Here is a 12,992-nt window from a genome sequence, read left to right as displayed (position 1 = left end):
GGATTACTGAAGTCCCTTAAACTCTCCCCCTGGTTAGGGTATCAGTTAACCTCCTTAAGGTTGAAAATCTCCAAGGTTTAATCCAGGCATTCGAGGATAAGGTATCACTTAACCTTCCTTTTAAGGTTTTTTTTTAAGTAAAAAGTTGAGGTCTATGAAGTACTTGCCCTCCTCATCTGAGACTATGATGGAGTCATCCTCAAGGAGGGATGTGAGGTTAACCTCATAGATACCGTTCTTTTTAACCATTATGGTTTCAATAGCCTCACCGGAAGTTCGGACCTCATCCTTCTTCTCTGCAATGTACCTGAAGTATCTGCTCCCACAGTTAGGGCAGCCATCTGCCAGTTCATCTGAAGACCTGAACGTTGCACCGCAGTTAATGCACTGATGCACCGGAATCACCAATCTCTGCAATCATTGAAAGGAAGTTTGACTTCTTCTTAACAGTCCTCATAACGTTTGCAGGTCCGATTATGGTGAGGCCAACAGTCCTCCTTTTTGAGAGGCCGAGGAAGGCCTTTTCATCCTTCTCAAGGGTGTATATGTCTATACCTACAAAGTTATCGACATCAATTTCCCTCATTGTTGTCTCTATCAGCTCCGCCTCCTCCGATGGTGAAAGGCTGCCCTCGAGTACAAGTATGTCCCCGTCCTTCACACGATCTATGATGAGTGAAATCTTTTCCATGCTGCTTTTATCTTCAAGAGCCTTTGATGAAAGGAAATCCATTTTTAAGCCATCCATTTTAACCCCCTACCTGAATTTTTTAACCATTTCCCTGTAAAGCTCGTCTGTTTTTTCCCCATGAAGGGCTGAGATAGGGACAACCGTGTGCTGCGGGAACACCGATATTATCCGTTCAGCCGATGAATCTGGAAGGTCTATCTTGTTGGCGACTATGATGAATGGTATCTTCCTTGCCTCAAGGTTACCTATTATGGTTATGTTTGCCTGGGTAAGGGGGTCCTCTGTTGAGTCCATGACAAGGAGAACACCGGTGACATCGTCAAGCCATTTTATTGCCTCTATTATACCCTTTGTAGCCTCCTTAGCCCTTTCCTTGGCCTCCTGCTCGGATAATCCAAATTCCAGGAAGTTCTTGTAGTCCACCTTGGTCGCTATACCTGGTGTGTCGATGATGTCAAAGTCCAGCTCCGCCCCATCCTTCTTTATGGTGACCTTCTCCTTCCTGTAGACTGTTCTTGTCTCATGGGGTATCTCTGATGTAAGGCCAAGGGGCTTTCCAAGCCAGTCCTCGCACATCCTGTTTGCAAGGGTTGTTTTACCTGAGTTTGGGTGTCCATAGAGCCCTATCTTAACCTTTCTGTTCCTTCCAAGGAGTTTGTCCAGAAAATTTGTGAAAAAGTTCGCCATCCTACCACTTCTTACCTGCTTTCAATGTTATTCCTCATAGATGCCTCCGACCTCAAGCATAACAACCTCCGTGCCCGGGGAGGACCTCTTCACCAGTTCAGCGAATATCTGCGGGTCCTGTTCAATAACAGGGAATGTGTTGTAGTGCATGGGGAGCACCTTCTCGGGCCTTAACCAGGAAGCTGCAATGGCCGCATCCTCCGGCCCCATGGTGTACCTGTCACCGATGGGGAGAAGTGCAATGTCAGGCCGGTATATCTCACCGATAACATCCCTCATATCAATGAAGAGCCCTGTGTCTCCTGCATGGTATATGCTTCTCCCCTTTCCTGTCTCAATGATGAATCCACAGGCACTACCCCCTGAGGTCACCTCCTCTGTAAAATCTATATCCGAGGAGTGCTTAGCATCAACCATCCTTATCCTGATGTCGTCAAGGTTTACTGTGCCGCCGATGTTCATTCCGTTGCTTTCAAGGCCCTGCCTTGAGAAGAATACTGAGAGTTCATGGTTTGCTATTAAAAGTGCGCCGCTCCTATCAGCGATCTCCATTGCATCTCCAAGGTGATCTGCATGTCCGTGGGTTACACAGATCACGTCAGGTTCAAACTCCTCAACTGCCGTGCTACAGACAGGGTTGTTGCTTATGAACGGGTCTATAAGTATCCTCGTGTCACCGGATTCTATCTCAAAGGCTGAGTGTCCAAACCATTTTATCCTCATTAAGTCCCCTCCAGGTTGATTTCATCTGAAAGGTTCCATGCCTCTTCAAAGAGTTTCTTTATCTCTGAAATTGATTTCTTGTCCTTGTAGATAACTCCCACTTCAAAGCTCTCATATATTGGGTCCGTGGAGATTATGAGGCCGTTCTTATCATCTGAAACAGCTGCAACGGTGTGTATATGAGGCATTGTCCTTATCCTGACATTGTTGTCAAGGAGAACCTTTATAAGTTCAACCGATGCCTCATCATCAAGGCTGGCCTCCTGGATTATGAGGCGACTGTCTGTATCCATGAATTTTTTTAGAACAGAAACATCTATATTCTTTATCCATGGATACATGAGCATTACCTTCTCCTCTGCACTGTTTATTGTCTCCTTCATTGCATCCTGAACATCCGATGCATCAAATGACCATATTATGCTGGGTTCACTTGTCTCAGCCCTTATCCTGTTTATTGCGCCCTTGAATGAATCAAGGCGGTCCTCGAGGAGGTCCTCAACATCATCCACGTTCTCAATGTATTCCTGTTTAAGTTTCTTCAATCTTTCAGTGACATAGCTGTTATCTGCGGGTGGAGTTTTAAGGGTCTTTGCAGTTCTCTGAGGAGCAACCTTACTCTTAGCGGGTTTGGGTTTTTCCTTTGACTCAGGAGTCTTCTTTCTTCCCAGTTTTGGTAGTTTGAAGAGTTTTTTCCTGGTTTGAGATGGTCTTCTGGGTGCAGTTTCTTTCACTGCTTCTTTTAGTGGGACTTCAGGTTCCTTCTTCCGGGGTGATACCCGGGAAGGTGTTATTTCCATTTTTCTGGATGAAGGTTCTGGAGTTGCAGGTTCAGGCACCTTAACCCTTGAGGTAACCCCTCTTCCAGGTTCCTTCTCAGCCGATGCATCTGCAGACTCTCCTTCAACCCCGGAAACAGACCTAACCCCACCAGAAGAAACACCAGCAGATTCATCCTTTGTCTCAGGAAGAGGTTTTTTTATCTGCCTGAAGCTTTTCTCTGTTTTGAAAGTCTGTTTAGGTTTAACTTCTTCTGGAAGCCTTTTCATCCTTCTTGCTGGTCTTACAGTAGCCTTTGATTTTTTATCCCTGGAAGTCCTGGCTTTTGATGCCTTAGTTATGGATTCAAGATCGATTTTTCCTGCGAAGAGGAGTGTTATTATAAGTCCCGGGACAAAGAGAAGGAGACCAAGCATGAACATGAAGATATCAGGTGGTGTGGCAAAACCAAGGGACATGAAGTAAAGACCTGCAAATATCATAACAATTCCTGCGAATGTGATTAACAAGTATATCATTGAATGCCTCCCGCTCCCAGGGTACTACTAACTGGTTTTAATTATTTATTTCTGCTTCCCTTTATAAAATGTTTTGATTTATTGCGGAGGAGTTACTCACAGCTGCAGAAGAAGAGTCCCCTTCCATGAAACCAGAAAATATATAATCTTTGAATTTATCATAATTAATGATCATAATTTTGTGGAGCGATTTCAATGATAATATCTGATGAAAGAGGCCAGGGAGCCGCGGAGTATATACTTCTATTTGGTGGTGTAATTGTAATAGCGATAGCAACCCTCATGATCTATACGAATTACATAAAAAGTACAAATCCCCTGAACGTGGCAGCAGACATGGAAACCGTAAGAAGTAATGTAAACTCTACGTTGTAGGTCCTAGAACAAAAGAAAAAATTTGAGTTACAGTGTCCCCGCCCTGATCTCAAAGTAGGTGATGAGGTGCTTCAGCTGTTCTGCTGCTTCTTCATCATCACTCAGGGCCACCGCAAGTTTCTGTGTGATCACTCTTCTCTGGTCAGGTTCAAGGGAGAGTATTTCATTTATTATCATCCTGAATATCCCCTCAGCATCAACACCCATCTCAGCAGTCTTTGCCATGAATATCTTTTTAAGTCTTTTAAGGGCTGATTCAGATTCATGGAGATTTTCAGACTCAAGTTTCCTTATTAGGATGTTCATCTCAATTGGGTCCCTCTGCACGATACCGAAAACTATGCCGTCAGGTTTAAGTGACTGGACCCTTTCAACACCATCATATATGCTGAGGTCATACCCGGTAACGGTTATTCTGTTGTTCTTAAGGAGCTTGAATATCGCCTCATTCACTGTTTTATCGGTTACATTAAACCCGTGCTCTGACCTTATTTTATTCCCTATTTCAGATCTGCTGAGATCCCCATCCTGAAGGATCTCAAGTATCACCCTATCAATGTTGTACTTCCGCGGCATACTCATCCCTTTGTGACATTATGAACAACAGTACTTAAATATGTTCATATGGTTGTGAAGAGGATATCATGTCCAGGGAAGGTGTCCATTAACTTTATATGTGGGTGCCCTCATAAAGAATAAACACAGCATGTTATAATGGGAGGTGTAAATGTATGAAGTTCTTAAAAGATGAAGCTGGACAGGGAGCAGCTGAATACATACTGCTTTTCGGTGGTGTGATCGTAATAGCCATAGTAGCACTACTGATCTACAGAGCATACTTCAGCAGATCAAACCTGGACGCAGCAAAGGACATAGACGAAGTAAGAACCAACGTCAACACAGGCGTCCAGGAAATCTGACTGAACTTAAGAGTAGGTTGAATTGTTAATCGAGGAAGAGGCACAGATAAGCGCTGAAATGATACTCATAGTAGGAGCCATCCTAGTAATAGTCATAGCCGTGGGCTCCTACATTTTCAGCATTTCCGGATCAATAGCAGGAAACATCAGCGAAGTAATCAACACCGCCCGTGACTCCACGATTAACAAACTCTAAACTCTATAAACATAAAATGTTCCAGTAATACAAAAACCTTCTTTTTTTATGAAACTGTTCTTCTCTGGTGTGATCGTAACAGCCATATTATATAAAATATTCTCTCATTTTCACCCCATCAAAGTTCATGATGGCCATATAATTAGATGGCCCTATTAGGTTATTATTTAATTAACCTCTTATCATGGCTTATGGCAAATAATTTCACCTATCACTCCTATAATCCTTCAGAAGAAGACATACCGCATCCATAATAGCAGGAAACATCAGCGAAGTAATCAACACCGCCCGTGACTCCACGACTAACAAACTTTAAACCCTATAAACATTTATAAATCTGTTTCTATAACACGGGATGAAGCCATCCTCTTTTTCACCCATCAAGAGCTTCAAGATCACTGAATCAGTATAATTCCTGTCCATAAGATATTCTCTACCGTGAATGCTCACCACTGATAGATTTCCGGATGCATTCAGTATCCGCTCAGTGACTCCGTCATCAGGATCAAACTCAATGACAGAATAAATCTCATTATTTAACGTTCCATTAAATCTGCAGAACACTGGACTGGATTCTGATGGATAATAAATTGCCTTGAACATGCCTGATGCGATTCCAATCATCTTCCAGGGCACAACCACGATTATCTCCCGTGAACTGACCGGATGGCTTTTATTGAGGATGCTGGATGCTTCAGTCTCTGAGAACCCATAATCCTTAATTAACACTCCACGAGCCTCTTCCCTGTCAAGTGCAAGGATCCTCTTCAGTATCCTGAACGAAAGATCCCTGTCCCCGGTATAGTTTTCAAGGGTGAGGTATGCGTCATCACCTGAATTTCCAAGCATCCTGAATATGTTTGTCGAGAGCTTCGGGTTGCTGGTTCCCAGGGCAAGGTTCACCCAGTAGTCCCTGGCTGTTGACGGAATCTCCGGATTTAGGGAGTCATCATACCATAATTCCCTTGCAGGCAGGGTTTCAATGTAGGCCAGCCTCCCATCATATAGGACTGGTCTTCCGGCCTCGGATGCATAGAAATGACCGTAACTCCAGTCTGTTATTATGACAGCATCAGGGGATGTGTTCTCAGCGATCCAGCGGGCTGAATCCTCAAAGCAATCATCATATCCCGGTTTCAGATTATCAATGATCATGTATGATGCTGCTACTTGAGTGAATACTGTTAAAATGAGTATGATTGAGAATAACGGTCTGATCCAACCCCTACTGTAACTCCCAGTATAATCCAGGAATATGCCCATGAATAAACCAGCAAGGACAGACATTGGAGGCACCGAAAACATCAGGAACCTTCCACCCGTAAGTGAAAGTAAAATAAATGAAACTGTCCATACCGAGATGAATATCTGCATAAGACGTGACCACCCTGCAGAACGTGACCTTAAATTCATTAAAATGAACCCTGAAAACCCCATCAAGATCAAAACAGGGGATAAGATTATTAGCGTGTCCTCAGGGGATGTCCTCTGAAGTTCAGCCACATTCAGGTATGAATCAGGGAAAGGATACCAGACATCGGTGTTTCCTGCAAGATCAGAGAGATGAAAGGGTGCTGTGATGAACTTGAGGAATTCCAGACGATTGAATATTATGAGAAACATGAATAGAACCGCGAATGCTGGTAGAAAGGTTCGAAGGACTTTTCCCATGTCAGTAGATTTCATGTGTATTAACATGATAAAGAAGGTTATGAATGTCATGTAAAATATTATCTGCCATCCGCTCCATGAAATGGAGTAGGTGAACATTATAAAACCTGCGATTGATGAAAGGATAATCCTGTGTCTTTCCACCTTCACAGAGTCAGCTTCAGCAAGTACAAGCAGAAATGCGAGTGGAAAGATGAGATTGAACATGTCAGTATCATAGAAACCATAATTGGTTCTTAAAAGGTACAGGGGTGCTGATACCATCAGTATCCCTGCAAGAAATGCTGGTAGCCAGTCCTGAGACCTTCTGACGAGCAGAAAGACAAGGATCCCTGCAGCTGGAGCTATCAGTGCGGGGAGAACCATGCAGATACTCCTCAGACTAATTGATGCGAATAGGTCAACCATGTGATAAATGAAGACCGTTACGAAGGGTAGTGCCGGGGGGTAATCAAGGGGGACACCTGGAGGGTAATATGAATGGAGATCCCATTCAAGTCCATTGATGATGGCATCACCCGGATGACCCCTCATGAGCACATTACATGTCAGGCGATAGTTGTAGTAGGAGTCACTCTCCTGGAAGTACTGGAGGCCCTCACTATCCAAGTATGCAGGGTCTGTAAGATCAGCGTTGGCCATCCTTAGGAAAACTCCAGTGAAGAATATGATCATGATGAGGATGAAGGTCCCCCTGGATCCCCTCAACATCACCTGACACCCCACACGGTTACATCACCCTTCTGGTAGATCTTCCTGAAGTGTTCTGTCTCCTCTCCAAGTAAAACAAGTTTTACAAACAGGGAATCATTGAATGAGCTGTCAATGATGAACGCTTTCCCTTCAGCAGGAAGAAATATTACGGAGAACTTGCTACTGTTATCCACGCTGATGGTCTCAATCCCCCTATCATCGCTTATAATAAAACTGTGGGGCCTCTTACCATCCCATAATCCCCTTTTCAGTGAACGATCGATCTGTGACACGTCAACGGTTTCCACATGATAAACGGGTATGGTGTTCTTTGAGGTGAAGTTCCAGTCCCCAAAATAGAAGTACCAGTAACCTGCATACTTCATACCTTCAGTTGTGAGGATTATGAAGGGTCTTCTCTCAGCGTAGGTGGCTGAGAGCAGCTCATCCGTGAATTCATGGCCCATACCATATTCATCAGTGAGTAACCCTGCTGCAGTCTCCCGGTCCACACAGAGTATACCGTTAAGTATCTCTGCCGTATCTGCAGTGTTTCCAGTGTAATTTTCAAGGAGATCGATGGCCCTGTCCCCTGATGCCGTCAGCATTGTAAGTATGCCCAGGGACAGTGTTTCATTATCGGTGGCGAATGCCTTGAAGATCCAGTAGGCCCTTTTAGTGTTCTGAGAGCCCCCGTCAAATAATACAGGCCTCCCTGAGGCTGCAGTAAAATAGTGTCCATAACTCCAGTCAGTCACAATTACGGTTTCAGGGGGTGTTTCATCATGTATCCATGCTGCAGCAGATTCATAGTCATCATTTATGAAGGGTTTCATCGTGATCTCAGATGCCTGCACCACGGAGACTGAAAGAACAAGTAATGATATGATGGCCACCATAATGGTTCCTGCCCCATGTCCCATGAGAGACATCCAGGACTCAACCTCACCCATATAGGAGAAGACCAGTCCAAGGAATACTCTTGAAATAAATGTTAAGGGAGGGATTGCAAGAATGCTGAATCTGACGCTTGAATAATAAGCCAGTAAACTCACGGCCATCCACAAAATTGAAAAGATAAAAATGAAGACATTAAACCCTCCAAGGTGTTTATCCCTCATTGGGGGTCTGAGCATAACCGATGTTATCATTATCAACCCCAGAACCCCGAATCCGAGATTAAGGGGTCCTGCAGCGGATACAAATATCTCAAAGGATGGTCTGCTAAGTTCAGAGACAGATAGGTATACATCAGGCCATCCTCCAGTGGCTGAAGTTGAATTCATTATGTTCAGGGGGTTAATGATGTGAATGACATCACTCCACGCGTTCAGAAGCCCGCAAAATGTTATGGATAGCAGGAAAAGCACTGAAAACATAATAGCAGGAAATGACCAGTCTTTACCTCCAATGGCCCTCCATGAAAGATAAAGTATGCAAGAAACTGCAATGATGTAGAGGATGTATGGCCAGCCCCTCCATGACAGTGAGAACAAAAGAATTAAAAGGGAACTCAGAACAATGCAGAACAAACTCCTCTTCCTATCCTCGGCCTCAACGGCCTCTGTAAGGAAAAATACAATCATTACAGGTATCAGGATGTTAAACATATCCGTGTCAAAGAACCCGGGGAGGGTCCTTGAAAAGTAAAGCGGAGCTGTTACTGTCATAACACCTCCGATGAATCCTGCAAGATCCCCTGAATACTTCCTGAGTAAAAAGAACATTGCTATTCCTGCAAAGGGTGCGATGACGGCCGGTAACCAGAAACAGGTCTCATAGAAACTTATATCCATGAATATGCTGAGCACCCGGTAAACCCTTGTGGAAACCCACGCAATGACTGGAGGATAACTGGCGGGTCTTCCCGGGGGGTAGTATGAGTAGGAGTCCCATGGGACACCATCCCTCAATGAATCCCCAAGGTGACCGTTCATCAAATAGTTCCTGCTTACACGGTAATTGTAGTAGGAGTCAAGTTCATACATGTAGGGGAGTCCATGCTCATCTGTAAGATAGGCCTTCTCATCGACACTGAGGTCGTGGAGCTTTGATGTCTCGACCCTGAAAAGGAAACCCGTTAAAAATATGATAAGAACGATGCTAAAAATCCTAAGACGCTCATCCAAACTACCGTCTCCTGATTCAGTCAATACCGTAAAGTGATGGGTTCATCCTAGGTATCATAGCCATCAGGACGCACTGCTCCGTATTACCAGTCCTGTCCAAGAGCCCATGTGACAGAAAACTGACAGCACCCCTCTTTTTACCCAACTCATCAACACCCGTGAGTTCATCCATGACCTCACCAACCTCCCTGCCAGCCAGCACATCCCTTATAACGGAGGGGGTACTCAAAGCCCGCACTGACACCAATGGTTATCCTGGATCCGTCATAGATGGCACACCACTGGAGGTCAATGAATCCTGTTATTGTTTCAGGGGCCCTGTGAAGTCCTGATTCAATCCCTACACTGAGGTCACAGTCCATGAATGCATTCTTTGCCCTGTTGACGGCTCCCCTGATTGTGAGCTCCATCCCCACGGGCTGGTCAGGGACCCCTGAGTCAACCTCAACACCCCTTACATGGACACTCCCGAGTATTCTTCCAAGGACATTCTCTGTGGCTCTGATCTTCACAGGATTTTTTGATCCGACATTAACCCTCGTGGACATCTTCAAATCACCTTTTTCTTTTAAGTGCACCCCTTATCCTCCTGATGAGATGGCCCATCCTGTCTATCTCACCCCTACGTATCCTTGTGGATGATATGGGGATCCCATCATCTGCAGGGACCATGTCAATGACTACGACATCCATCTCCCTGAAGCCCCTCTCCCTCCTTATCCTGTTTATCTCATGGGCCACCGGCTCTGTTTCCCTGCTGACAACTATGGCATCGAACCTTTCATCGGTTACCGTTGTCCCGTAGGGGTCGTCCAGTCTCATTATCCTGTAATGAGAATCCTTCTTTGAGAGGTACTCCTCAAGGTTCTTCATCCGGCTCCTGCATGGCTCAATATCCTCACCCTTACGTGAAGCGAACTCATCAGAGGTCACCCCAATCATAACGGTTTCTCCCACCCGGAATGCCTCATCAAGGAGTCTCCTGTGGCCCCTGTGAAACCTGTCGAATGTGCCGCCAACAGCTACCAGCGAGTATCTTTTCCTCTTCATCCTATCATCTTCAGGTCGATACTTTAAATTATGCGCGATTAATTATATAGATTGCGCACTACCCCCCCCCCTGAGTACCTCCATGAGATTAAAAACCTCCCATCATATAGAATTTGCAACCAGCATGAAGAGAGGCCTGCTTAAACCCCTCAACCCTTACCGTAGGGATATAGATAAAGAGCAGGAGCTACAATATATTAGTTATGCAGCTTAGGGAGTACAACACAGTCATAAAAAACCCGCGGAACATTGACCTGAGGGTTGCATCATGTTACCCTGGGCCCTACAGGACTGCCATGTCCTCGCTGGGTTACCATATAATCTACCACCTTCTCAACTCAAGGGAGGACGTGTGGTGTGAGAGGGTCATACACCCCTACCCGAGGAGTTTTGAATCCGGCAGTCCTCTCAGGGACTTTGACCTGCTGAGCTTCACCATACACTATGAGGAGGACTACCTGCGGGTCCTCCAGATGCTGAAGGATGGGGGTCTCGGCGTGCGGAAGGATGAACGTTCAGGGCCCCTGGTGATTGCAGGCGGTCCCTGCATAACATCCAATCCCCTGCCGGTATCGGATTTCATAGACCTCTTCATAATAGGCGAGGCTGAACCTGTCCTTGACCAGGTTGCTGACCTCTGCATTGAGCTGGATGACCCCCGAAGTGATATAGAGGAATTCATGGATATAAGGGGGGTTTATGTGCCTGATAACCCTGCAGAGAGGGTTATCGTTGAGGACATGGACAGGGCCTGTCACCCTGTAAGGCAGATTGTCCCTGAAACAACCGAAAAATCCCTTACACCCTCCCTTGGAAGATCATTCCTTCTTGGAGTGTCAAGGGGATGCTCAAGGGGGTGCAGGTTCTGCATGTCAGGTTACCTTTACAGGCCAAAACGTGAAACATCCCTTGAAAGGCTCCTTGAAATCGCTGCAGAAGGCAGGAGGGCCACAGGATATGATAGAATATCCCTTATAGGTGCGGCTGCATCCGACTACTCCCGCATAGAGGAACTCTGCAGTGAACTCACAGATATGGGGTTCATGGTCTCGATGCCATCCCTGAGGATAGAATCCCTTACAGAAACCCTCCTGGATACACTTGCAGGTGGTGGTCTGAGGACGGTGACTGTGGCCCCCGAGTCCACCATGAAGATAAGAAGAAGTCTCAACAAGCCCATTGAGGATTCAATGGTCCTTGAAAAAACAGGCATGGCCCTTGAGATGGGCTTGAGGGTTAAAATGTACTTCCTGATAGGGGTCCCGGGTGAAACATCAGAGGACCTCAGGGAACTGGCATCCTTCATGAAGAAGCTCTCAGACATGAGAAGGGGTGCTGTGAGCTTCAGCGTGAATCCACTCATACCAAAGCCACACACACCCATGCAGTGGGAAGGCTATGATTCGAAGACCCTGAAAAAGAAGATAAGATTCATGAGAAATCTACTTAAGGGGCTTCCGGTTAAATTCGCAGGCCCCAGGAATGGCCTCATACAGTACGTGCTCTCCTGTGGTGGCCCTGATGTGGGGAAGCTGCTGGAGATGGCTGCCTCCTCACGGGTGCCATTCAGGGAATGGGAGCGTCACACACCCGGATGGCGGCCCGGGGACAGGCTACCCTGGAATAATATAGACCTTGGTTTCAGGGAAGATTTCCTTATGGAGGAATACATAAAAATGAAAAGGGGCATACTAACAGATTGGTGTGATGAATCAGGATGCCATGGATGCATGAGGAAAGGGTGCCGGGGGTAGTATAAATTCCCAGTTCTGTTCTGATTTAAAGGAAGCATTATAATCATAATTCAGGGGATCCTGCGAGATTTAAGAGCAGTTAAGGGTTGAGATCATGGAGTTTGCATCAAGAGTAAGGGATATAAGACTTTCAGAGATCAGGAAGATGTTTAAAGTTGCAGGCGAGGACACCATCAACCTTGGTATAGGTGAGCCTGACTTCAGTGTGCCTGAACACGTCAGCAGGGCTGTGAAGGACGCCCTTGACGAGGGATTCACCCATTACACCTCCAACATGGGGCTGGAGGAGCTGAGGGAGGCCATAGCAGAGAAACTTAAAGCTGAAAACAGGATTAAAGCCGACCCTGATTCAATAATAGTGACCGTGGGTGCCAGTGAAGCAATATTCATGTGCACGCAGGCACTTGTTGAGACGGGTGGCAGTGTCCTCATACCCGACCCCGGATTTCTTTCCTATGAAGCCTGTGTGAGGCTTGCAGGGGGACGCGGGATACCGGTACCCCTCAGCATGGAGGACGGCTTTGCCATGAAGCCCGAAACCGTTGAGGCACTTATAACCGAGGATACAGCTGCAATAATCATGAATTCCCCCTCAAATCCCACCGGAAGCGTCATGGAGAAGGATGATGTCAGGGGTATTGCTGAGATAGCAGAGGACCGTGACCTCATAATAATATCCGATGAGATATATGAGAAGATAATATATGATGGGAAACATTACAGTCCTGCCAGATTCACGGATAACGCCCTTGTAATAAATGGTTTTTCCAAGACATACGCCATGACAGGCCTCAGGGTGGGTTAT

At 45.8% G+C, this 12,992-nt stretch carries 14 protein-coding genes and 1 pseudogene (1 of these 15 cut by a window edge); 5 read left to right on the top strand and 10 right to left on the bottom strand.

Annotated elements, in window-relative coordinates:
• Positions 1 to 120: 120 nt before the first annotated feature.
• Genes N5910_RS02270 through N5910_RS02250 form a run of 5 tightly spaced genes read right to left on the bottom strand, consistent with a single transcriptional unit; the run spans position 121 to position 3,399 of the window.
• A complete protein-coding gene (locus tag N5910_RS02270) occupies positions 121 to 396 on the bottom strand; it encodes a Zn-ribbon domain-containing protein (RefSeq protein ID WP_074358552.1) in 276 nt (91 codons plus the stop codon).
• The gene (locus N5910_RS02265; protein WP_074358551.1) at positions 380 to 748 is read right to left on the bottom strand and encodes a DUF2073 domain-containing protein; all 369 of its coding nucleotides are present in this window, start codon (positions 746 to 748) and stop codon (positions 380 to 382) included. Before N5910_RS02265 ends, N5910_RS02270 begins: the two co-directional genes overlap by 17 nt.
• A 9-nt stretch (positions 749 to 757) precedes the next feature.
• A complete protein-coding gene (locus tag N5910_RS02260) occupies positions 758 to 1,378 on the bottom strand; it encodes an Era-like GTP-binding protein (protein ID WP_074358550.1) in 621 nt (206 codons plus the stop codon).
• 27 nt (positions 1,379 to 1,405) lie between these two features.
• Positions 1,406 to 2,101: a metal-dependent hydrolase gene (locus N5910_RS02255; RefSeq protein WP_074358549.1), complete on the bottom strand. Its 696-nt coding sequence runs from the start codon at positions 2,099 to 2,101 to the stop codon at positions 1,406 to 1,408.
• Positions 2,101 to 3,399 carry a phospholipase D-like domain-containing protein gene (locus tag N5910_RS02250; protein WP_074358548.1) on the bottom strand — a complete coding sequence of 433 codons (1,299 nt, stop codon included), beginning with the start codon at positions 3,397 to 3,399 and terminating at the stop codon, positions 2,101 to 2,103. The genes N5910_RS02255 and N5910_RS02250 overlap by 1 nt, the downstream gene beginning before the upstream one ends.
• Before the next feature lie 195 nt (positions 3,400 to 3,594).
• Between N5910_RS02250 and N5910_RS02245 the strand changes: the two genes are divergently transcribed.
• A complete protein-coding gene (locus N5910_RS02245; RefSeq protein ID WP_074358547.1) occupies positions 3,595 to 3,774 on the top strand; it encodes a class III signal peptide-containing protein in 180 nt (59 codons plus the stop codon).
• 27 nt (positions 3,775 to 3,801) lie between these two features.
• Here N5910_RS02245 and N5910_RS02240 read toward each other — a convergent pair whose 3' ends face one another.
• Positions 3,802 to 4,350: a hypothetical protein gene (locus tag N5910_RS02240; protein ID WP_191216383.1), complete on the bottom strand. Its 549-nt coding sequence runs from the start codon at positions 4,348 to 4,350 to the stop codon at positions 3,802 to 3,804.
• 155 nt (positions 4,351 to 4,505) lie between these two features.
• Here N5910_RS02240 and N5910_RS02235 point away from each other — a divergent pair, with 155 nt between their 5' ends.
• Together N5910_RS02235 and N5910_RS02230 are read left to right on the top strand one after the other, a co-directional pair.
• Complete coding sequence (locus tag N5910_RS02235) at positions 4,506 to 4,694, top strand: Flp family type IVb pilin (protein ID WP_261599720.1); 189 nt, start codon at positions 4,506 to 4,508, stop codon at positions 4,692 to 4,694.
• A 22-nt stretch (positions 4,695 to 4,716) separates the two neighbouring features.
• Positions 4,717 to 4,890, top strand: a complete 174-nt coding sequence (locus tag N5910_RS02230; protein WP_084531147.1) for a class III signal peptide-containing protein — start codon at positions 4,717 to 4,719, stop codon at positions 4,888 to 4,890.
• A gap of 312 nt (positions 4,891 to 5,202) precedes the next feature.
• Here the strand turns inward: N5910_RS02230 and N5910_RS02225 are convergent, their stop codons facing one another.
• The 4 genes and pseudogenes from N5910_RS02225 to N5910_RS02210 form a co-directional block, all read right to left on the bottom strand.
• The gene (locus tag N5910_RS02225; RefSeq protein ID WP_261599719.1) at positions 5,203 to 7,272 is read right to left on the bottom strand and encodes a dolichyl-diphosphooligosaccharide--protein glycosyltransferase subunit STT3; all 2,070 of its coding nucleotides are present in this window, start codon (positions 7,270 to 7,272) and stop codon (positions 5,203 to 5,205) included.
• Positions 7,272 to 9,383, bottom strand: coding sequence for a dolichyl-diphosphooligosaccharide--protein glycosyltransferase subunit STT3 (locus N5910_RS02220; RefSeq protein WP_261599718.1), 2,112 nt, complete (start codon positions 9,381 to 9,383; stop codon positions 7,272 to 7,274). Before N5910_RS02220 ends, N5910_RS02225 begins: the two co-directional genes overlap by 1 nt.
• A 16-nt stretch (positions 9,384 to 9,399) precedes the next feature.
• Positions 9,400 to 9,931: pseudogene (gene yjjX / locus N5910_RS02215) on the bottom strand (inosine/xanthosine triphosphatase).
• 7 nt (positions 9,932 to 9,938) lie between these two features.
• Entirely contained in the window at positions 9,939 to 10,433 is a 495-nt protein-coding gene (locus N5910_RS02210; protein WP_074358541.1) for a phosphopantetheine adenylyltransferase, read from the bottom strand.
• Between the two features lie 203 nt (positions 10,434 to 10,636).
• On the opposite strand from N5910_RS02210, the gene N5910_RS02205 reads away from it, so the two are divergent.
• Both N5910_RS02205 and gntC read left to right on the top strand, forming a co-directional pair.
• Positions 10,637 to 12,187 (top strand): radical SAM protein, encoded by a 1,551-nt coding sequence (locus N5910_RS02205; RefSeq protein ID WP_074358540.1) that lies wholly within the window; start codon positions 10,637 to 10,639, stop codon positions 12,185 to 12,187.
• Positions 12,188 to 12,281: 94 nt separating this feature from the next.
• Positions 12,282 to 12,992, top strand: the 5' portion of a protein-coding gene (gene gntC / locus N5910_RS02200) for a guanitoxin biosynthesis PLP-dependent (S)-gamma-hydroxy-L-arginine cyclodehydratase GntC (protein ID WP_145924508.1). It continues 405 nt past the right edge of the window; only the first 711 of its 1,116 coding nucleotides appear in the window; its start codon is at positions 12,282 to 12,284; its stop codon lies beyond the right edge, outside the window.

Origin of the sequence: Methanothermobacter wolfeii (assembly GCF_025397995.1) — an archaeon.
GTDB classification, from domain to species: Archaea; Methanobacteriota; Methanobacteria; order Methanobacteriales; family Methanothermobacteraceae; genus Methanothermobacter; species Methanothermobacter wolfei.
Note: the sequence above shows the minus strand (reverse complement) of the source record. Positions and strands in the feature narration are given on the sequence as shown.

Bases quoted from the DNA above. Each gene is read 5' to 3' on its own strand.
- N5910_RS02265 (WP_074358551.1), bottom strand. From the start codon at position 748: ATGGATGGCTTAAAAATGGATTTCCTTTCATCAAAGGCTCTTGAAGAT.
- N5910_RS02260 (WP_074358550.1), bottom strand. From the start codon at position 1,378: ATGGCGAACTTTTTCACAAATTTTCTGGACAAACTCCTTGGAAGGAAC.
- N5910_RS02255 (WP_074358549.1), bottom strand. From the start codon at position 2,101: ATGAGGATAAAATGGTTTGGACACTCAGCCTTTGAGATAGAATCCGGT.
- N5910_RS02250 (WP_074358548.1), bottom strand. From the start codon at position 3,399: ATGATATACTTGTTAATCACATTCGCAGGAATTGTTATGATATTTGCA.
- N5910_RS02245 (WP_074358547.1), top strand. From the start codon at position 3,595: ATGATAATATCTGATGAAAGAGGCCAGGGAGCCGCGGAGTATATACTT.
- N5910_RS02240 (WP_191216383.1), bottom strand. From the start codon at position 4,350: ATGCCGCGGAAGTACAACATTGATAGGGTGATACTTGAGATCCTTCAG.
- N5910_RS02235 (WP_261599720.1), top strand. From the start codon at position 4,506: ATGAAGTTCTTAAAAGATGAAGCTGGACAGGGAGCAGCTGAATACATA.
- N5910_RS02225 (WP_261599719.1), bottom strand. From the start codon at position 7,272: ATGTTGAGGGGATCCAGGGGGACCTTCATCCTCATCATGATCATATTC.
- N5910_RS02210 (WP_074358541.1), bottom strand. From the start codon at position 10,433: ATGAAGAGGAAAAGATACTCGCTGGTAGCTGTTGGCGGCACATTCGAC.
- N5910_RS02205 (WP_074358540.1), top strand. From the start codon at position 10,637: ATGCAGCTTAGGGAGTACAACACAGTCATAAAAAACCCGCGGAACATT.